The sequence below is a fragment of the Brevibacterium otitidis genome, from assembly GCF_042429315.1.
GTDB classification, from domain to species: Bacteria; Actinomycetota; Actinomycetes; order Actinomycetales; family Brevibacteriaceae; genus Brevibacterium; species Brevibacterium otitidis.
In genome coordinates this window covers 58,660-78,578 of sequence record NZ_JBHMAU010000032.1, presented here as the reverse complement: position 1 = coordinate 78,578, position 19,919 = coordinate 58,660, and the positions used below count along the sequence as shown (strand labels likewise).

The following is a 19,919-nucleotide window of genomic DNA, read 5'->3' as shown; positions in this document are numbered from 1 at the left end:
CTTAGGGTTCGAGATTGAGAGATTCAACCTCGATCCTGGACACCCTCGACCTGTGCTTGCGGCAGGCACGCCGCCAGTCACCCCTTGGAATCAATCATCTAGGTGAGAGTCGTAACGACAGTGTGCATTCCTCAGCGTAGCCTGGGAGCACCTGTTGCGCCGGTGCTGAGGAACGCTGCGTCGGGAATCTGCGAACCCGGCCCGAAGGCGATGTGTGCATTGCCGGAGCGGTCAAGAAGGCTGACTCCGAGACGGCGGAACGCATCCGCACTCCGGTGCCCGATGTGGACACCAACGAAGAAGAGTTGGCCACCGGCCGCCGGCGGCTCGATGACCTTCCTCATATCGTTCAGTGTCGTCGGGGGAACGTATGCGATGGTGAACGGTACCTTGTGACTGCGGTAAGCGAGGCTCCACGCCCGACCGTGATAGGGCCTGAGACTGCAGAATGCGGCGTTGCCGGTCAGGGATAGTCCGAACTCGTCGAGCCGTTCGGTGAGATCTTCTGCAAGCTGCGGGTTGATCTGCGCGCCCTGTTCATTTTTTACGGTGTTCGTTTCAAATGAGCGCCACTGAAAAATGAACACCGGACATGGGCGTCACGGGCTCAAAACCGCTGCGTCTACGACCAAAGTCGTAACGACACCGTGCCTGCCCAGGCGTAGCCTGGAAGCACCTGGCCTGCGCCGCATCCTCAGGCGTCAGGCAGGGTGAAGAGAGGAACCTGATGTCGCACGCACCCGTGGAGACGCACCCCGGCACCACCCGTGCCACCGGCGCGCGCTGGCGCGTGGCCGGCCGTGTCGCCTTCCTGCTGACGCTCGCATCCCTGTTCCTCGCCGGCTGGTTCTCCTCACTGCCGCCACTCAGCGCCCTCGATGCCGGACTGCGCGTGCTCGCCGTGGCACTCTTCGTGCTCGCGAGCGACCTCAGCCCGCGCATGCGGCCGGGACGCGCTCGCGCCTTCCTCGTTGCTGCAGCGCTCATCGTCGCCGCAGGCGAGTTCGCCTGGCACATCTACCTCTCCGTCGCCACCGCGCTCGACATGTCCTTCGCCTGGGGGTACACGGGAGTGCTTCTCGTCATGCTGCTGGTCCCGGCAGCCCGGCTCATCCGCGATCGCCGCGGCCACAGCTCCGCGGCTGGTGACCAGACAGCTGGGACCGCCGCCTCGCACGTTGCAGACTGAGCCGAGCAGCTGGCCTGACCACCCCACCAGGACGGTTCGGATTCCGCATGCATCTGCGCTAAGATGTCTCCTGCGATGATCCGGCCATCACCGGGGAGCATCCGGAAGAACAGGCACCACTCCACACCACTGGAACCGGCGCCCCACTAGACCCGGACGGGGAGGGCCCGTCACAGCCTGGAAATGAGCGATCGGAGAGCTCCCACGTCCACCCGAGACACACATCGGCGGCGGGCAGAACTCCGATAAGCGAGGTGGTACCGCGGCGCACGCGTCGTCCTCGTCACCGGACCGCCGAACGCACCCAAGGACGCTCATGACCGATCAGATCTATCCCAAGCAGAAGACCTCCGCTGCAGGCCTGACCGCATCGCCGTCGTTCCCTGCCATCGAAGACGACGTGCTGCGCTTCTGGAACGCCGATGACACCTTCCAGGCGAGCATCGATCAGCGTGAGGCCGGTTCCGAAGGCCAGAACGAATTCGTCTTCTACGACGGCCCGCCGTTCGCCAACGGCCTGCCGCACTACGGCCACCTGCTCACCGGCTACGTCAAGGACGTCGTTCCGCGCTACCAGACGATGCGCGGCAAGCGCGTCGAGCGCCGCTTCGGCTGGGACACCCACGGGCTGCCCGCCGAGCTCGAAGCCGAACGCCAGCTCGGCATCACCGACAAGTCCGAGATCGGCGATATGGGCATCGCCCGCTTCAACGAGGTCTGCCGCTCCTCAGTCCTGACGTACACGAAGGACTGGGAGGAGTACGTCACCCGCCAGGGCCGCTGGGTCGACTTCGAAAACGACTACAAGACGCTCAACGTCGAGTACATGGAATCGGTCATCTGGGCGTTCAAGCAGCTGTGGGACAAGGGCTACGTCTACGAGGGCTACCGCGTCCTGCCGTACTGCTGGAAGGACCAGACGCCGCTGTCGAACCACGAGCTGCGCATGGACGAGGACGTCTACAAGTCCCGCCAGGACCCCTCGGTGACGATCGGCTACAAGCTCGCCGACTCTGACGAGTACGTCGTCATCTGGACCACCACCCCGTGGACCGTGCCGAGCAACCAGGCCGTGGCCGTCCACCCGGATGTCGACTACGTTGCGGTGCGCCCCGGGCCCGAGGCGCCGGCTGAGCACCTGCGCGGCAAGACCCTCATCATGGCCAAGGACCGGGTGGCCGCCTACGCACGCGAGCTCGGCGAAGACCCCGAGGTCGTGCGCGAGATGACCGGCACCGACCTGCTCGGCCTGCGCTACGAACCGCCTTTTAACTACTTCGAAGGCCGGCAGGAGGAGTTCGGTCAGGCGATGCACTCGATCCTCGCCGCCGACTTCGTCACCACCGACGACGGCACCGGCATCGTCCACCAGTCACCGGCCTTCGGTGAAGAGGACAAGGTCCTCACCGACGCCGCCGGCATCTTCGCCGCCCGCCCGGTCGACGACGCCGGCTGCTTCGAAGCACCCGTGAACGACTACGCCGGCCAGCAGGTCTTCGACGCGAACAAGGACATCATCCGCGACCTGAAGAATCACACCGGCCCGCTGGCCGGACGTTCGGCGCTGCTCGTGCGGCATGAGACCTACGAGCACTCCTACCCGCACTGCTGGCGCTGCCGCACCCCGCTCATCTACCGGGCGGTGTCCTCGTGGTTCGTCAAGGTCACCGACTTCAAGGACCGGATGGTCGAGCTCAACGAGCAGATCAACTGGGTGCCCGAGAACGTCAAGCACGGCCAGTTCGGCAAGTGGCTCGAAAACGCCCGCGACTGGTCGATCTCGCGCAACCGGTTCTGGGGCTCGCCGATCCCGGTGTGGGTCTCCGACGATCCGGAGTACCCGCGCACCGACGTCTACGGCTCGCTGGCTGAGCTCGAAGCCGACTTCGGCCGGCTGCCGCTCAACGACAAGGGCGAACCGGACCTGCACCGGCCGTGGATCGACGACCTCACCCGGCCGAACCCGGATGATCCGACCGGCAAGTCGACGATGCGCCGCGTGCCCGATGTGCTCGACGTGTGGTTCGACTCCGGTTCGATGAGTTACGCCCAGGTCCACTACCCGTTCGAGAACGCCGACTGGTTCGAACACCACTTCCCGGGCGACTTCATCGTCGAGTACATCGGCCAGACCCGCGGCTGGTTCTACACCCTGCACATCCTCGCCACCGCCGTGTTCGACCGCCCGGCCTTCCGCAACTGCATCAGCCACGGCATCGTGCTCGGCTCCGACGGGCAGAAGATGTCCAAGAGCCTGCGCAACTACCCCGACGTCAACGAGGTCTTCGACCGCGACGGGTCGGATGCGATGCGCTGGTTCCTCATGTCGAGCCCGATCCTGCGCGGCGGCAACCTCGTCGTGACCGAACAGGGCATCCGCGACGGCGTGCGCCAGGTGATCCTGCCGCTGTGGAACGCCTGGCACTTCTTCGCCACCTACTCCAACAACGCCGACGGCGAAGCCGGTGGCAAGGGCTACGCGGCTCAGACCCGGTATGACTCCAGCCAGGTGCTCGACCGCTACCTCATCGCCAAGACCCACGACCTGATCGTGAACTTCCAGCAGGCGATGGACGACTACGACGTGTGGGCAGCCTGCGAGCTGGTCCGCGACCACCTCGACATGTTCACCAACTGGTACGTCCGCCGCTCCCGCCGCCGCTTCTGGGAGGGCACGGCCGAGGTGCGCGAATCCTTCGACGTCTTCTACACCTGCTTCGAGGCGTTCCTGCGGGTGGCCGCCCCACTGCTGCCGTTCACCGCTGAGGAGATCTACCGCGGACTGACCGGCGCACGGTCGGTGCACCTGACCGACTATCCCGACGCCGAGGCGTTCACCGCCGATGCCGATCTCGTCGCCGCAATGGACCGCACCCGCCAGGTCTGCTCGACCGGCTCATCGCTGCGCAAGGCCAACAACCTGCGTGTGCGCCTGCCGCTGGCCGGCCTGACCGTGGCGACGAACGAAGAGCTCGGCGCCGACTTCCGGTCGATCATCGCCGATGAGCTCAACGTCAAGGACGTCACCGTCATGGGCGTCGACCAGGCCGCTGCCGCCGGGTTCACCCTGGAGCAGAAGCTCACCGTCAACGCCCGGGCAGCCGGGCCCCGCCTGGGCAAGAACGTCCAGGCAGCGATCAAGGGATCGAAGACCGGCGACTGGTCGGTTGCTGCCGACGGCACCGTCACCTCCGTTGGCATCGAGCTCGAAGACGGCGAATACACCCTCGAAGAGGTCGCCGACGCCGGCGCGACGAGCGCTGCCCTGGCAGCGATGGACCGCGGCTTCGTCGCCCTCGACATCGAGGTCACCGACGAGCTGCGAGCCGAAGGCGTGGCACGCGATGCGATCCGTGCGATCCAGAACGTGCGCAAGCAGCTCGACCTCGACGTCGCCGACAGGATCACCGTGACACTGTCCGCTCCCGAGCAGGTTCGTGCGGCCGTCGACACCCACCGCGATATGGTCGCCGGTGAGGTGCTCGCCGTCGAGTTCGACACCACCAGCGAGCAGCTGAGCGGTGACGAGGTCTTCGCCGCCGGCGAACTCGCCTCCGAGGCAGCAGTGAAGGTGACCCGCGCATGAGCGAACACGACCCCGGCCACGGCACCGACGCTGCCAGCACCGGGCCCGAAGGCACCGAGGTGCCGCAGCTGCCGGACTTCGAGGACAACCCGCTCGTCCCACTCGTCCCCGACGACCCGGACGCAGCCGAGGTCGATGCCGTCGTCGCCGCCTCCCAGGGCGACGATGAGACCGAGGCGCCTGTGCCAGCCGAACCGCGCGGCACCTCGGAGCTGGCCCGGGTGTACTCCGCGCTGCTGTCACGGCAGGGGGAGACCCAGGTCGAGCGCCGCCTCGATGCGACCGAACGGGCCTGCCAGCTGTTCGGCGACGTGCACATGAGCGCACCGGTCGTCATGCTCACCGGCACCAACGGCAAGTCCTCGACCGTGCGGATGGTCGACGCGATCCTCTCAGCCGCCGGGCTGCGGGTCGGGCGCTTCACCAGCCCGCACCTGCACCGGGTCACCGAGCGCATCGCCGTCGACGGTGACGAGGTCAGCGAACGCGTCTTCGTCGACGCCTACGACGCCGCCGCCCCGATCCTGGAGATGGTCGATGCGGAGCTGGTCGCTGCCGGCCGGCCGAAGCTCACCTTCTTCGAAGCCCTGACGGTGCTGGCCTTCGCGATCTTCGCCGAGGCACCGGTCGACGTCATGGTCATCGAAGTCGGCATGGGCGGCGAATGGGACTCCACCAACGTCGCCGATGCCGCCGTGTGCGGCTTCGCACTGATCGGCTACGACCACCAGGCCTACCTCGGCGACACGCTCACCGAGATCGCCGAGACGAAGGCCGGGATCCTCAACCGTTCCATCGACCCGAGCCCGGCACCCGATCCGGTGGCCGTCATCGCAGCCCAGGACGAGGAGGCCGCCGAAGCGCTGGCCGCCCAGACCGCTGCACGCGGCGTGCCGGCCGTATGGGCGGGGCAGAACTTCGGGCTGCGGGCTCGTGAGCGCGCCGTCGACGGCCAGCTCATCGACGTGCAGGGACTCTACGCCGGATACCCGGACCTGTTCCTGCCGTTGCACGGTGAGCACCAGGCAGAGAACGCCGCGGTCGCGATCGCCATGTGCGAGGCGTTCCTCGCCGATGCCGACAAACCGCTCAGCAGCGAGATCGTCGCAGACGGGCTGTCCCAGGTGACCTCACCGGGCCGTGCGGAGATCCTGCGCGCCGAACCGACGATCCTCGTCGACGGCGCTCACAACCCAGCCGCTGCCGAGGTGCTCGCCGCCACCATCGGCGAGGCCTTCGACTTCGAGTTCGTCGTCGCCGTCGTGGCGATGTTCGCCGACAAGGACCCGCACGGGGTGCTCGAGCACGTGCACCGGTTCGCTGACCGGATCGTCGTGGCAGAAACGCTCTCACCGCGGGCCCTGGACCACAGCGAACTCGCCGCAGCGGCCGCTGAGTGGTTCGATCCGGAGGACGTCACCGACACCCCGGATCTCAACGCCGCACTCATGGCTGCGATCGACCTCGTCAACAGTCAGGACAACCCGCACGCCGGCATCGTCGTGACCGGTTCGCTGCTGACCGTCGCTGAAGCCCGCACGCTGCTGGGCAAGGGAGGAGTCCAGTGACCGCAGAGCATCCTGAGGGTACCGGGCCCCAGCAGCCGTCGGACCGGCCTGAGGGGCCGCTGAAGTCGAAGCTGCCGGTGCTGTGCGGTTCGATCCTCATCTCCGAGATCTGCGTCGTCTACTTCGCAGGCCTCACCGGCATCGGCCTCAAGCCGGTCAGCCTGCCGATGCTCATCACCGGCGTCGCCGTGATCACCGTGGTGCTGCTGGCCGCAGCGATCCTGCTGCCCCGGCGCATCGGCCAGAAGCGGCCCGGGATCCTGCTCGGCTGGATCGGCCAGGTCCTCATCGTCGCCTGCGGCTTCGTCATGCCGGCGATGTTCTTCGTCGGTCTGATCTTCGCCGGCCTCTACGCCGCCGCGGTGTACTGGGGCAGACGCATCGATCGTGAGGTTGTCGAATACTTCCGCACCGGTGGGGGAGAAGCCCCTGCCTGATGGCAGGTGTGACCTGTTCCTCACCAGCGGAGTGCGGCCGCCGGTGATGCAATAGACTGGCACCGCACTGACCTGCTCGGCGCACGCGACGTCGACTGATGACGAAGGAGAACCTGGTGACCGAACGCACGCTCGTGCTCGTCAAGCCAGATGGTGTGCAGCGCGGCCTCATCGGCCAGATCATCGCTCGCATCGAAGCCAAGGGATACAGCATCGAGAAGCTCGAGCTCCTCAACGCCACCCCGGAGCAGCTCGCTGCCCACTACGAAGAACACGAGGGCAAGCCGTTCTACCAGCCGCTCGTCGACTTCATGTCCGAAGGACCGCTCGTGGCGATGGTGGCCACCGGCAACGGCGTCATCCCCGGCTTCCGGTCACTGGCCGGAACCACCGATCCGACCACGGCAGCACCGGGCACCATCCGCGGTGACCTGGCTCGTGACTGGGGCGCCAACGTGCAGAAGAACCTCGTCCACGGCTCCGACTCCGCGGAGTCGGCCGCCCGCGAGATCGCCATCTGGTTCCCAGAGAACTGAGACCAGGCAGAGCCTGACACACAGCAATCGGGGTGGGACGCGCACAGCGTGTCCCATCCAGATCTGCATCCGGCGGCTCAGAGCAGGCCGGAGAAGAACGTCCAGAACTTCACGATGATGAGCCCGTAGACGATGCACATCCACAGCACTCCGATGAGAAGGGCATGCTGGGCGAAGACGCGTGCGTACGGGCTGTCGGTGATCGCTGTTCCGAAGAATCCCCGCAGAGCGGCATAACCGGTCACGACGCAGAACATCGGGATCGTCACCGTCCACACGACGATGCACCATGGGCAGCCGACGCCGATGGCGAAGATCGACGTGTAGAACAGATACATGCAGAACAGCGCGCCGGCACCCAGCCCGGCCGCCAACCCGGTCCACATCCAGCCGGGCAGCTCGACACGGGCGAGGACGAGCACGCCGAAGACGAGCGGGACGACGAACGCAGCGATGCCGAGGAACTGATTCGGGAAGCCGAGCAGCTGCGCCTGCGGGTACTCCATCACCGAGCCGCAGGAGAAGAACGGATTGAGGTCACACGACAGCGTGGCCCCGGGATTCTCCAGCTTGCGCAGTTTGTCGATCGAGAGCAGGAACGACATCCACAGTCCGATGACCGATCCGATGATGAGGAAGACGCCGAAGGGGACACGACGCAGGAACCAGGCGCTGGCCGCGGGTTCGGCCGCAGGGGATGGGGCAGGGGAGGACGCCGCAGAGTGGGTGTCGGCAGGACGAGTATTCACCCCCACAGCATGCCGTGTCCGCGCGGTGTGCGACAAGTGCGCCCGGATGGCGAGGCCGATCCGCCCACGAACGAACCCGCGCCGCTGCACGACTGTGCAATGCGGCTGTGACATAATGAGTGTGGCAACGGCTGAACACACCCGGCCAGTCGCCCGCTTCCACCGAGCGGAGGTACGACTCCCGCAGGTCAAAGCTGAAGCGGCACATGCGAGCCACCGCGCTGACTCCATTCGCGCGAGCCCATGTGTACCCACAGGTTTTCTGCCCACCGGCACGGCTGCGACGCCGCGAGGCGGGCACCGCCATCGCCCATGGCGCAGCTGGAAGGTGTGCCGGCTGCGGTGGGCAAGGAGCTCTAGACAGATGAATCATGAACCCGAGGATCAGCAGAATCCGACTGAGGGCATTCTCGCCGATCTCGAAAACCTCCGCGCGCTGTCAGAGGCCAAGCGCGCCGAGAACACCCCCGACTCCCACGATGACGCACAAGCCGTCCTCGACAAGATCGCCGAAAAGGCCGAATCGCTGCGCGCCGGCGGCCATTCCGCCGAAGACAACAGCGCCGAGGCAGCTGATTCCGACGACGACTCCGGACAGGACAAGCCCAGCCGTTCGAGCCGCCGCCGCAGCGCAGGCGGGCCGAAGTCAGCCCGCTCAGCCGTCGCCAACCGCGGCCTGATCTTCGAGTCCTATGTCGGTGACTCCACTGAGGACGAAGACGACGACAGCGACGATGAGGCCGATGCACAGCCCGCACAACAGGCTGTCACGATCGACGTGCGCAACCCGTTCTCCTTCGGGTTCAGCACCCAGCAGGAGGAATCAGACGACGAGCCGCTGCAGCCGGTGAGCGTCCCGGCCGGGGGCGGACTGCTGTTCCAGACCCCGCAGGCCGAACTCGGTCAGCAGGTGGATCCGGACTGGACCCCTGATGACGACGAAGACGATGACGACGACAGCGACGACACTGACGGCTCCGACCGCAGTGAGCGCTCCGATTGCGATGACGACGGCGATGACGACCAGCCGCGTCGCCGCCGCCGAGGCGGGCGGGGCAAGCGCTCGCGCGGTCGCGGCAACAGCAACGACGGCGACTCCGGTTCCGACAGCCACAACCGCGGAGGCCGCCGCCAGCGCAGCGACGTCAGCGACGACAGCACGACCGACGACGGCGGTCAGGATGACAATCGCGGCGGCCGCAGCGAGCGCGAGGACAAGAAGCAGGACCGCAGCGACGACTCTGCTGACTCCGATGATGATTCGAGCAGCTCACGTCGTCGCCGCCGGCGCCGCAGCCGTTCGGGCTCAGGCGGCGGCACGAGCGCCTCGGAGGTCACCGGCGTCAAAGGCTCGACCCGGCTGGAGGCCAAGCGCCAGCGCCGCCGCGAGAGCCGTGAGGCCGGTCGCGGTCGCCCGGTGATCTCGGAAGCGGAGTTTCTCGCCCGCCGCGAGTCCGTTGAGCGCATCATGCTCGTGCGCGACCGCGACGACCGGACCCAGCTCGTCGTGACCGAAGACGGCATCGCCGTCGAGCACTACCTCAGCGAGTCGAAGGCCCAGGCTTCGCTCATCGGCAACGTCTACCTCGGCAAGGTCCAGAACGTGCTCCCGAGCATGGAGGCAGCCTTCGTCGACATCGGCAAGGGCCGCAACGCCGTGCTCTACGCCGGTGAAGTCAACTGGGACGCCCTCGGCATGGACGGCAAGCCGCGCCGCATTGAACTCGCCCTCAGCCCCGGCGACTCCGTGCTGGTGCAGGTGACCAAGGACCCGATCGGGCACAAGGGCGCGCGCCTGACCGCGCAGATCTCCCTGCCCGGACGCTTCCTCGTCTACGTGCCCGGCAACGACATGACCGGCATCTCCCGCAAGCTGCCCGACAATGAGCGCCAGCGGCTGAAGAAGCTGCTCAAGCAGATGGTGCCGGAATCCGCCGGCGTCATCGTCCGCACCGCCGCTGAAGGCGCCTCGGAGACCGAGCTCGGTCGTGACATCGAGCGACTGTCGAAGCGCTGGGAGTCGATCCAGAAGAAGTCGAAGTCGACCAAGACGACCGCGCCGCAGCTGCTGTACAAGGAGCCGGACATGATCGTCCGGATCATCCGCGATGTCTTCAACGAGGACTTCAGCGCCCTCGTCGTCGACGGCGATGAGTCCTGGGAGATTATCCACGAGTATGTCGAGGCCGTCGCCCCGGATCTGCTCGAACGGCTCAGCCGCTACGACGGCGAAGGAGACATCTTCGATCACTACCGCGTCAGCGAGCAGATCGAGAAGGCCCTGCAGCGCAAGGTCATGCTGCCCTCCGGCGGCTCCCTCGTCATCGACCGCACCGAGGCGATGACCGTCATCGACGTCAACACCGGAAAGTTCACCGGTTCCGGCGGCAACCTCGAAGAGACGGTTACGAAGAACAACCTCGAAGCCGCTGAAGAGGTCATCCGGCAGCTGCGGCTGCGCGATATCGGCGGCATCATCGTCGTCGACTTCATCGACATGGTGCTCGAATCCAACCGCGACCTCGTCGTGCGCCGGCTCGTCGAGTGCCTCGGCCGCGACCGCACCCGCCACCAGGTCGCCGAGGTGACTTCGCTGGGTCTCGTGCAGATGACGCGCAAGCGGATCGGCACGGGTCTGGCTGAGTCGCTGGCGGCCGCCGGCGAGGACCTCTCCGGGCGCGGACTCGTGCTGCCGGGCACCGAGGAGGACGGCTCGGCGCGCAATCAGTACAAGTCGCGCAAGCGCCGCGGTCAGGACAACCGCCGCTCGAACAAAGACGCGCAATCACGCGAGGACGAGGAGAAGCAGTCCGCGTCCCGCTCCGCTGTCGCTGCGATCGCCAAGGCGACGCTGAAGTCCGATGACGATGCGGAGTCCGCGAACGACGCGAAGGCGAACGCTGAGGGCCAGGCAAAGGCGGATCAGCAGGCCTGCGATGCCGGCGAGCAGGCAAAGACCGATGAGCAGAAGCACGACGCCGATGGCCAGTCAAAGCGCGGCAGCGGCTCCTCACGCTCGCGCCGTTCGCACCGGGCGAAGAAGCAGGACGCCAAGCAGGCTGAGGCTAAGGAGACCGACGCCCAGCAGGACAGCTCCGGCGGATCCGACAGCGCAGGGGAGGACGCCGGCGCCGGCAGCCAGGACGCCACCACGAGCAGCCAGGACGCAGGCGCCGCTGACACCGCCGAGGCGGGGGAGCAGAAGCCGAAGCGCAGCCGCTCCCGCCGCTCGCGCAAGCCTGCCGAGCCGAGCGGCCCGGCTCCGCTGATGATCGGCGCGGACACTGAGACCCGCGTGCAGGAAGCTCCTGTGCAGCCTGCTCCGGCCGCTCAGCAGCCGGCGCAGCAGGACGCGCCGTCCACGCGCACGGAGCCTGCGCAGCCGGCCGAGGAGAAGAAAACGGAGGAGAAGAAGGCCGAAGCGCCTCCGATCCTCATCATCGGCGCCGACGACTGAGCACACGGCGCAGCCGGCAGCACTGAGAGCATCCGGCAGCACTGCGCACAGCGAAGGGCTGACGCAGCTGCCGAGCCACGCATGACAGGGCCCGCTTCCGCATCCGTACGGAGGCGGGCCCTGCCGCATGCCGCCTCGCCGCCGGCCACGGCGCGGAAACCCGAATCCATCCTGCCGGACAAAAGAATTCCCTGGTCAGAGCGCTGTCAGCGCCGCACCCGCGGCTCGGTCAACCCCCCTTGCTCCGATTGTGCGCGGAGGTGTGTCAGCGGGGTTCAGGGTGTGATGCAGATAACGGTTCTGTAACTGAACGTTCCCTGCACGCGGTTAGCTGTTGCGATGGTCCGCGAATTCGTGGAGCTTATTGCTTCATGAGCACCTTTGTGAGCGCCGCCACACTACTGCCTCTGGCGGCAAACGCGTCCATTGAAGAAAAAGTCGACGGGATTCTTGCTCCCTTCGTCGATACGTTCGAAACAATCATCTTCTACCCTGTCCAGCTGACCGAAGAGATCAAGTTCCCGATCGTCGTGGCCTGGCTCATCATCGCAGCCTCGATCTTCACCATCTACTTCGGCTTCATACAGTTCCGCGGATTCGGCGTCGCGCTCGAGGTTGTGCGTGGCAAGTTCTCGTCCAAGGACGACCCGGGTGAGGTTCCAAGGACGACCCGGGTGAGGTCACCCACTTCCAGGCACTGTCCTCGGCAGTGTCGGGCACCGTCGGACTCGGAAACATCGCCGGTGTCGGTGCAGCTATCGCCATGGGCGGCCCGGGCGCCGCCTTCTGGATGGTCGTCGCCGGCATCCTCGGCATGGCCACGAAGTTCATCGAGTGCACCCTGGGTGTGAAGTACCGCGAGATCGACGAGGATGGCGTTGTCCACGGCGGTCCGTTCAAGTACCTGCCCATCGCCTTCAAGTTCCTGAGCCGGCCGGTCGCAAAGGCGCTGACCGGCGTGTTCGCCATCGCGATTCTCCTCTTCGGTGTCGCCGGCGGCGGCATGTTCCAGGCCAACCAGACCGTCGTCCAGCTGCAGAACTCCGCTGGCGGTGCTGAAGGCCCGCTCGGCGACGGCATGGTCCGCCTCATCATCGGCATCGCCATCGCACTGCTCGTCGGCCTCGTCATCATCGGCGGCATCAAGTCCATCGGCAAGGTCACCGACAAGCTCGTCCCGGGCATGGCGATCTTCTACGTCGTCTCCTGCCTCATCGTCATCCTCGGCAACATCGGCTTCGTGCCGACCGCCATCGGCATCATCATCAGCGGTGCTTTCAGCCCTGAGGGCATCGCCGGCGGTGCTGTCGGTGTCATGATCGTCGGCTTCCAGCGCTCGGCCTTCTCCAACGAGGCCGGCATCGGCTCGGCGCCGATCGCCCACTCGGCAGTCAAGACCCGCCGCCCGGTCTCGGAGGGCTTCGTCGCCCTGCTGGAGCCGTTCCTCGACACCGTCATCGTCTGTCTCATGACCGCCCTCACGATCATCATCGCCAACCAGCCGTCCTACACCGAGGCCATCGAAGAGACCGCAGCCGGCGGCTCGGTCGACGGTGTGACCCTCGCATCGGACGCCTTCTCGACGATCGCCGGCTGGTGGCCGATCCTGCTGACCATCGCGGTTATGCTCTTCGCCTTCTCGACGCTCATCACCTGGGCGTACTACGGCGAGAAGGCCTGGCACTTCCTGTTCGGCCGCCGCAAGGCCACCGACCTGATCTACCGCCTCATCCTCATGGCGTTCATCATCATCGGCTCGGTCGCGTCGTTCGGCAAGGTCATCGCGTTCGCCGATGCCGCGCTGTTCATGTGTGCCTTCATCAACATCCTCGGCCTCTACATCCTCATGCCGGTCGTCAAGCGCGAGATGAAGCAGTACCTCGCCCACCGCAAGCACGGAAAGCTCTACGAGCTCGGTGCTGAGGACGAGGCGCACCTGGAGGAGATCCGTGAGGAGCAGGGCCTGAAGTGACCACCGCCTCGGCTGCGGTGAGCACCTGACCGAAGCCGAGCCCGACCCCGAGCGCGGGAGGACAGCATGCTGTCCTCCCGCGCTCACGTCTGTCCCTCCACTAATCTTGGGGACATGGCGCACACAGCTCCGCTGCACGATCTGGCCGCATGCTTCGGCATCAGCGCGGTGACCCGCGATGACGCGGGCCAGGAACGACCCGTTCCCGAGGCGGTGCTCACCGGCCTGCTCGACAGGCTCGGGGTGCCCGCTGGCAGTGATCGTGAGATCGCCGACAGCCTCCAGCAGCTCGCCGATGAAGCCGTCATCCGCGCTCTGCCGCCGAGCGTCGTCATGCGCTGCGGCACAGCGGAGGGCCTGCCGGTCCACATCCGCGAAGGAGCCGACGTCCGCCTGGAGATCCGCACCGAAGACGAGGACACGATGCCGGTCGAGTCGCTCGGCGCCCCGACGGACACGCGGACCGTCATGGTCGACGGTGAGGCGCAGCTGCGGCAGGCCCGCACCGCCGTCATCCCAGCAGACCTGCCGACCGGCTACCACGCACTCGTCCTCACCGAGGACAGCACCACGCACAGCTGCCCGCTCATCATCGCCCCGGAATCCGGCGCCTCGGCGGCCACCGGACCGCAGGAGCGGGTGTGGGGACTGTGCGCTGATCTCTATGCGCTCCGCTCCCACCGCTCCTGGGGAGTGGGGGACTTCGGCGATCTCAGCGACCTCGTCGTCATGGCCGCGGACAAGGGAGCGGACTTCATCCGGCTCGGTCCCATCCATGCGCTGCCGATCCGCGAGGTCAGCGTCACCGCCGCCAAAGCCCGTGCGCGCGGCACTCCTTCGCCCTATGCACCGTACAGCCGCGTGGCGATCGATCCGATCTATCTGCGCATCGAGGACATTCCGGAGACCGGGCATCTGCCGGCCGCGCAGCGGGAGGCTGTGCAGTCGCTCGGCCGCGGCTGGGGCCGGCCGAATGCTGAGGCCGAACCGATCCCGCGCGCCACGGTGCTCGCCGACAAGCTCGCCGCGCTGCGGATTCTCTACAGCCTGCCGCCGACCACCACGCGGCACCGGCTGTTCGCCGACTTCTGCCGGCAGGCGCCGGAGTCTCTGCACCGCTGGGCGCTCATGTCCGCAGCCGCCGCGCACTATGCGACCCATCGCCATCCGGATGCTTGGCGGGACAAGCTCACCCACCCGGACAGCGATGCGGCACAGGAGTTCGCCCGTGAGCACCGCAGCGAAGTCGAGTTCTGGCTCTGGACCCAGTTCCTCGCCGTCGAACAGCTGCGGCAGGTGCAGTCTGCTGCGGCGCAGGTCGGCATGCGCATCGGTCTCATCACCGATATCGCCGCCGGCATCAGCGTCGACGGCGCCGACTGGTGGGCCGGGCGGACCGGCGCGCAGCCTCAGCCTGACCAGGACCTCTGCCTCGACGGCATCGAATGCCGTTCCGGCGCGACCGACAGCGGTGACGCTGTCGAGACGCCATGGAATCCGCGACGCCTGGCAGCCGATGGCTATGCAGCGGTGCGCGATATCGTGCGCGCGGCCGCCGCCGGAGCAGGGGCGGTGTGTATCGAAGGCCTCGACCGCCTCGGGCGGCAGCGGTGGGCAGTTGCCGGGGCCGACGAGGGCGCCTGGGCTGAGGTCGACCTCGGCGCCGAGGCCATCCGCGCGGTCCTCGACCTGGAGAGCCAGCGGCTCGGCGTCGAGATCCTCCCCACCACCTCGGTATGGGAGGACGAGGAGCTGCGCGGCAGACTCGCCGACGGTTCGACGCCGACCCGGACGATCGCCGTGCTGACACCACCGTCCCACGCGCCGGTGGCCAGCTGCCTCAATCTCGGCGACATCGCCGCCGCTCAGCAGCACGCGGCGAACCGCGCCGCTGCCCAGCAGCTTATGAGCCGGGCACGCACGGCCCGCCAGGAGGTGCTCAAGACCGCAGCCGAGCGCGGGGCGCTGGCTCCGACCGAGACGATGGTCGGAACGCTGCGCGAGCCGTGGCCGGTGGTCGCCGGACTCCACACCTACCTCGGCACGCTCAACGCCTCCCACCTCGGCGCCGCTGTCATGGATATCGTCGGGCAGGAGGCACTGCCGCACATTGCCGGGGCCGCGGGTGAGTATCCGAACTGGTCGGTCGTGCTGCAGGACAGCAGCGGCAGGGCGGTGCTGCTCGAAGAGCTTGAGGAGCATCCCGGATTCGCCCAGATCGCGAACACCCTCAACGAACAGATCGCCGCTGGCGCTACTGTGGATCGCAGCACCGAGGCCACCGGCCGTGAGGAGGAGATGTGACCGGCGCATCCGACCGCCAGGCACCTGATGAGCTGCTGCGACTGCGCAGCAGCATCGACAATGTCGATGCCGCGCTCATCCACATTCTGGCCGAACGCTTCAAGCTCACCGAGGCCGTCGGCCGGCTCAAAGCCCGCAGCGATCTGCCCCCGGCCGATCCGGAGCGTGAGGCCCGGCAGGTGAAGCGGTTGCGCGCGCTGGCCGAGGAGAGCCACCTCGATCCCGAGTTCGCTGAGAAATTCCTCACGTTCATCGTCGCCGAAGTCATCCGCCACCATGAGCGGATCGCCGAAGAGGACCGCAGCGCAGGCACCACGTGCGGCGATGGGGCAGATCGTGATGGCGCAGATCGCGATACCGGAGCCGGCTCGGCAGCGGACGCGGCGCGCTTTGAATCCGGCGGCTCGGCACGCTAGACTGTTGCGTCGGTGCAGAAAGCACCACGGTCGATCCTTCCTCTCAATGGGTCGTATCCGCCGGCCGGCTGTGCAACAGTCCGCTGGGGAGACGGATCAAGGAAGTATTGCCGTTTTCGGTCAGTCGCCACAGCACCCGGCTGGGCGCGCAGATTGCTAAGAAGGGGTTCGCACATGGCCTATGCCATCGTTCGTGCCGGCGGCCATCAGGAGAAGGTCAGCGTCGGCGATATCATCACCGTCAACCGTATGAAGGCCGCAGCAGGCGACAGCGTCGAACTCGAAGCAGTTCTGCACGTCGACGGCGACACCGTCACCCATGACGCAGATGCGCTTGCCAAGATCAGCGTGACCGCCGAGGTCGTCGACGAGACCCGCGGACCGAAGATCGTCATCCAGAAGTACAAGAACAAGACTGGATACAAGAAGCGCATCGGTCACCGCCAGGATCTCACCCGCCTGAAGATCACCGGCATCAAGTAAGCACACCCAGCTCTTTCTAGGAGACACACTATGGCAACGAAAAAGGGAGCGAGCTCGACTAAGAACGGTCGTGACTCAAACGCCCAGCGACTGGGTGTCAAGCGCTTCGGCGGCCAGACCGTCAACGCCGGCGAGATCCTCGTCCGTCAGCGCGGCACCCGCTTCCACCCGGGAGCCAATGTCGGCAAGGGCGGCGACGATACGCTGTTCGCCCTCTCGGCAGGCACCGTTGAGTTCGGCGCGAAGGGCGGCCGCAAGGTCGTCAACATCGTCGCCGGCTGATAACACAGACATTCCGGCAGACACGCTGCTCTCCAGCAGCCACGCTGCCAGCTCACCGCCACGGTGAGCGCCCGGAGGGGTGAGTCCGCACGGACTCACCCCTTTCGCGCGTATCCACCTGCTGCACATCCCGAGCCACCCGGCAGCTGAGCCGATAGGCTTTCGACGGGGAGGCGGCAGCCGGGCGGCGCGCACCACCTCGGCCCCGGGGTACACCCGGCAGGCACACAGGAGACGACAGGACGCTATGGCCATCGAATTCATCGACCGCGTGACTCTGCACGTCGCAGCAGGCGACGGCGGCAACGGCTGCACCTCCGTGCGGCGGGAGAAGTTCAAGCCGCTCGGCGGTCCCGACGGCGCCAACGGCGGCAACGGCGGCGCTGTCATCCTCGAAGTCGACGATCAGACCACCACGCTGCTGCCGTATCAGCGGTCCCCGCACCGCAGCGCACCCAACGGCGGGATCGGCAAGGGCGATCTGCGCCATGGCGCCGACGGCGAAGACCTCGTGCTGCCGGTGCCGGCCGGAACCGTGGTGAAGGCCGCCGACGGCGAGGTTCTCGCCGACCTCGTCGAACCCGGCACCCGGTTCATCGCCGCCGCCGGCGGACGCGGCGGCCTCGGCAACGCCGCCCTCGCCTCCCACAAGCGCAAGGCACCCGGATTTGCGCTGCTCGGGGAGCCGGGGGAGCGCCGCGACCTCGTCCTCGAAGTCAAGACCGTCGCCGATGTCGCCCTCATCGGCTATCCCTCGGCCGGCAAGTCGAGCCTCATCGCGGCGCTGTCAGCCGCCAAGCCCAAGATCGCCGACTACCCGTTCACGACCCTCGTGCCGAACCTCGGCGTCGTGCAGGCCGGGGAGACCCGCTATACGATCGCCGATGTGCCCGGTCTCATCCCGGGTGCGGCCCAGGGCAAGGGGCTCGGGCATGAGTTCCTGCGCCACGTCGAACGCTGCGCGGTGCTCGTCCACGTCATCGACATGGCCACCTGGGAGACCGACCGCGATCCGGTCAGCGACCTCAAGACCATCGAGGCTGAACTGGCCGCCTACGAGGTCGATGTGGCCCCCGGTGACGACAACACCGCCGGAGATCTGCTGCCGCTGACCGAACGGCCCACCCTGGTGGCCTTCAATAAGGTCGACGTGCCCGATGCGCAGGACCTGGCCGATATCGTCCGCGCCGATGTCGAAGCCGCCGGCTACCGCGTCTTCGAGGTCTCCGCTGCGACCCACAAGGGGCTCAGGGAGCTGTCCTATGCGCTGGCGGAGATCGTCGCTGCCGAACGTGAGCGCCGCAGCCGCGAAGCCGCCGAGCCGGTGCGCACGATCATCCGACCGGTGGCCGTCGACGATGCCGGCTTCCGCATCATCGCCGAGACCTCCGCGGAGGGGCCGGTGTTCCGGATCCTCGGCTCCAAGCCCGAACGCTGGGTCGTCCAGACCGACTTCACCAATGACGAGGCCGTCGGCTACCTGGCCGACCGGCTCGAACGCCTCGGCGTCGAAGAGGAGCTGTTCCGCGCCGGGGCGAAGCCCGGCGACACGATCGTCATCGGCCCTGATGACGGCGTCGTCTTCGACTGGGATCCGACGATGGTCGGCGGTGCTGAGCTGCTCGCAGGCCCGCGCGGCGCCGACTCCCGGCTGGAGGAGGGCGGACGCGCGACCCGCCGTGAGCGTAAGGCCGCCTTCCACGAGCGGATGGATGCCAAGGCCGCCACGCGAGCTGAGTTCGAAGCCGAACGGCTGGCGGAGAAGGCCGCCCGCGAAAGCGAGGAGCAGCAGTGACCCAACCGGCTCTGGAGGCCACCCGCGCGGCGGTGCGCGACGCCAAACGCGTCGTCGTCAAGATCGGCTCATCCTCGCTGACCTCGGTGGCCGGCGGGCTCAACCGCGACCACCTGCGCGCACTCACGACGGCGCTGGCCCAGCATCGGGCCGCCGGGCACGAGGTGGTGCTCGTGTCCTCGGGTGCGATCGCCGCCGGCCTCGAACCCGCCGGGCTGCCGAAGCGGCCCAAGGATCTCGCCACCCAGCAGGCCGCGGCCGGCGTGGGCCAGGGGCTGCTCATGGCCGCCTACACAACAGTGCTGCGCGAACATGCCGTGGTGCCAGCCCAGGTGCTGCTGACCGCCGATGACCTCATCCGCCGCACGCAGTACCGCAATGCCCAGCGGGCGATCGAGCGGCTGCTGGCGCTGGGCATCATGCCGATCGTCAACGAGAACGACGCGGTGGCCACCCATGAGATCCGCTTCGGCGACAATGACCGACTCGCCGCGCTCGTGGCCCACCTGACGCATGCTGATGCGCTCGTGCTGCTCTCCGATGTCGAGGCGCTCTACTCGGCCCCGCCGGGTGATCCGGGATCTGAGCGGGTGCGGTTCGTCGCCGCTCAGGAGGCGCTGAGCGGCTACGGCATCGGCGGCACCGGTGCGGCCGGGACCGGCACCGGGGGCATGACGACGAAGGTGCAGGCGGCGACGATGGCCGCCGACTCCGGCATCCCGACCGTGCTCACCGCCGCTGAGAACGTCTATCGCGCTCTCGCCGGAGAGGACATCGGCACCTATTTCGCCGTCACCCACCGGCGCCGCCAGACGCGGCTGCTGTGGCTGGCGCATCTGGCGCAGACCTTGGGTTCGGTGCGCATCGACGACGGTGCAGTGCGGGCGATCTCACGTCGGGGCACGTCCCTGCTGGCAGCCGGCGTCAACGGTGTCGAGGGAGAGTTCGAAGCAGGCGATCCGGTTGATGTTCGCGACGCTGAGGGTAGGCTGGTGGCTCGTGGGCTGGTGAACTTCGCCGCCCATGAGCTCCCAGACATGTTCGGGCTGTCCACTGACGAACTGGGCGAGCGGTTCGGCGATGACTACCGCAAGGAGATCATCCACCGCAACGACCTGGTTCTCACTGACGCCGTCTTCTAGAAA

General features: G+C 67.2%; 14 protein-coding genes and 1 pseudogene. 13 read left to right on the top strand and 2 right to left on the bottom strand.

All coding sequences use genetic code 11. The annotated features are described in order from the left end of the window. Positions 1-131 precede the first annotated feature (131 nt). Positions 132-587 (bottom strand): hypothetical protein, encoded by a 456-nt coding sequence (locus tag ACFFN1_RS04515; protein WP_376839009.1) that lies wholly within the window; start codon positions 585-587, stop codon positions 132-134. 140 nt (positions 588-727) lie between these two features. Here ACFFN1_RS04515 and ACFFN1_RS04510 point away from each other — a divergent pair, with 140 nt between their 5' ends. From ACFFN1_RS04510 to ndk, 5 genes are all read left to right on the top strand, one after another. Next, entirely contained in the window at positions 728-1,189 is a 462-nt protein-coding gene (locus ACFFN1_RS04510; RefSeq protein WP_376839008.1) for a hypothetical protein, read from the top strand. Positions 1,190-1,505: 316 nt separating this feature from the next. Further along, positions 1,506-4,775 (top strand): isoleucine--tRNA ligase, encoded by a 3,270-nt coding sequence (gene ileS / locus ACFFN1_RS04505; RefSeq protein ID WP_376839006.1) that lies wholly within the window; start codon positions 1,506-1,508, stop codon positions 4,773-4,775. Continuing rightward, positions 4,772-6,343, top strand: coding sequence for a bifunctional folylpolyglutamate synthase/dihydrofolate synthase (locus ACFFN1_RS04500; protein WP_376839004.1), 1,572 nt, complete (start codon positions 4,772-4,774; stop codon positions 6,341-6,343). The genes ileS and ACFFN1_RS04500 overlap by 4 nt, the downstream gene beginning before the upstream one ends. Beyond that, positions 6,340-6,780, top strand: a complete 441-nt coding sequence (locus ACFFN1_RS04495) for a DUF4233 domain-containing protein (RefSeq protein WP_376839002.1) — start codon at positions 6,340-6,342, stop codon at positions 6,778-6,780. The genes ACFFN1_RS04500 and ACFFN1_RS04495 overlap by 4 nt, the downstream gene beginning before the upstream one ends. Before the next feature lie 98 nt (positions 6,781-6,878). Further along, positions 6,879-7,316, top strand: a complete 438-nt coding sequence (gene ndk, locus ACFFN1_RS04490) for a nucleoside-diphosphate kinase (RefSeq protein ID WP_376839000.1) — start codon at positions 6,879-6,881, stop codon at positions 7,314-7,316. Between the two features lie 77 nt (positions 7,317-7,393). Here ndk and ACFFN1_RS04485 read toward each other — a convergent pair whose 3' ends face one another. After that, entirely contained in the window at positions 7,394-8,065 is a 672-nt protein-coding gene (locus tag ACFFN1_RS04485; RefSeq protein ID WP_376838998.1) for a vitamin K epoxide reductase family protein, read from the bottom strand. A 364-nt stretch (positions 8,066-8,429) separates the two neighbouring features. Here ACFFN1_RS04485 and ACFFN1_RS04480 point away from each other — a divergent pair, with 364 nt between their 5' ends. The 8 genes and pseudogenes from ACFFN1_RS04480 (at position 8,430) to proB (ending at position 19,916) form a co-directional block, all read left to right on the top strand. Next, positions 8,430-11,522 carry an Rne/Rng family ribonuclease gene (locus tag ACFFN1_RS04480; RefSeq protein WP_376838995.1) on the top strand — a complete coding sequence of 1,031 codons (3,093 nt, stop codon included), beginning with the start codon at positions 8,430-8,432 and terminating at the stop codon, positions 11,520-11,522. A gap of 709 nt (positions 11,523-12,231) precedes the next feature. Next, positions 12,232-13,494, top strand: coding sequence for an alanine/glycine:cation symporter family protein (locus ACFFN1_RS04475; RefSeq protein WP_376838993.1), 1,263 nt, complete (start codon positions 12,232-12,234; stop codon positions 13,492-13,494). A 114-nt stretch (positions 13,495-13,608) separates the two neighbouring features. After that, positions 13,609-15,798 carry a 4-alpha-glucanotransferase gene (locus ACFFN1_RS04470; protein ID WP_376838991.1) on the top strand — a complete coding sequence of 730 codons (2,190 nt, stop codon included), beginning with the start codon at positions 13,609-13,611 and terminating at the stop codon, positions 15,796-15,798. Continuing rightward, a pseudogene (locus tag ACFFN1_RS04465) lies at positions 15,795-16,094 on the top strand (chorismate mutase); the annotation flags it as partial. The gene ACFFN1_RS04470 and the pseudogene ACFFN1_RS04465, both read left to right, overlap by 4 nt. Before the next feature lie 294 nt (positions 16,095-16,388). Continuing rightward, positions 16,389-16,697, top strand: a complete 309-nt coding sequence (gene rplU / locus ACFFN1_RS04460; protein WP_376838990.1) for a 50S ribosomal protein L21 — start codon at positions 16,389-16,391, stop codon at positions 16,695-16,697. Between the two features lie 30 nt (positions 16,698-16,727). Beyond that, complete coding sequence (gene rpmA / locus ACFFN1_RS04455; RefSeq protein WP_102159802.1) at positions 16,728-16,979, top strand: 50S ribosomal protein L27; 252 nt, start codon at positions 16,728-16,730, stop codon at positions 16,977-16,979. Between the two features lie 247 nt (positions 16,980-17,226). Further along, positions 17,227-18,774 carry a GTPase ObgE gene (gene obgE / locus ACFFN1_RS04450; RefSeq protein ID WP_376838987.1) on the top strand — a complete coding sequence of 516 codons (1,548 nt, stop codon included), beginning with the start codon at positions 17,227-17,229 and terminating at the stop codon, positions 18,772-18,774. Beyond that, positions 18,771-19,916 carry a glutamate 5-kinase gene (gene proB / locus ACFFN1_RS04445; RefSeq protein ID WP_376838985.1) on the top strand — a complete coding sequence of 382 codons (1,146 nt, stop codon included), beginning with the start codon at positions 18,771-18,773 and terminating at the stop codon, positions 19,914-19,916. The genes obgE and proB overlap by 4 nt, the downstream gene beginning before the upstream one ends. Positions 19,917-19,919 lie beyond the last annotated feature (3 nt).

Coding starts and splice junctions, on each gene's coding strand:
- ACFFN1_RS04510 (WP_376839008.1), top strand. CDS start 728: ATGTCGCACGCACCCGTGGAGACGCACCCCGGCACCACCCGTGCCACC.
- ileS (WP_376839006.1), top strand. CDS start 1,506: ATGACCGATCAGATCTATCCCAAGCAGAAGACCTCCGCTGCAGGCCTG.
- ACFFN1_RS04500 (WP_376839004.1), top strand. CDS start 4,772: ATGAGCGAACACGACCCCGGCCACGGCACCGACGCTGCCAGCACCGGG.
- ndk (WP_376839000.1), top strand. CDS start 6,879: ATGACGAAGGAGAACCTGGTGACCGAACGCACGCTCGTGCTCGTCAAG.
- ACFFN1_RS04480 (WP_376838995.1), top strand. CDS start 8,430: ATGAATCATGAACCCGAGGATCAGCAGAATCCGACTGAGGGCATTCTC.
- ACFFN1_RS04470 (WP_376838991.1), top strand. CDS start 13,609: ATGGCGCACACAGCTCCGCTGCACGATCTGGCCGCATGCTTCGGCATC.
- rplU (WP_376838990.1), top strand. CDS start 16,389: ATGGCCTATGCCATCGTTCGTGCCGGCGGCCATCAGGAGAAGGTCAGC.
- rpmA (WP_102159802.1), top strand. CDS start 16,728: ATGGCAACGAAAAAGGGAGCGAGCTCGACTAAGAACGGTCGTGACTCA.
- obgE (WP_376838987.1), top strand. CDS start 17,227: ATGGCCATCGAATTCATCGACCGCGTGACTCTGCACGTCGCAGCAGGC.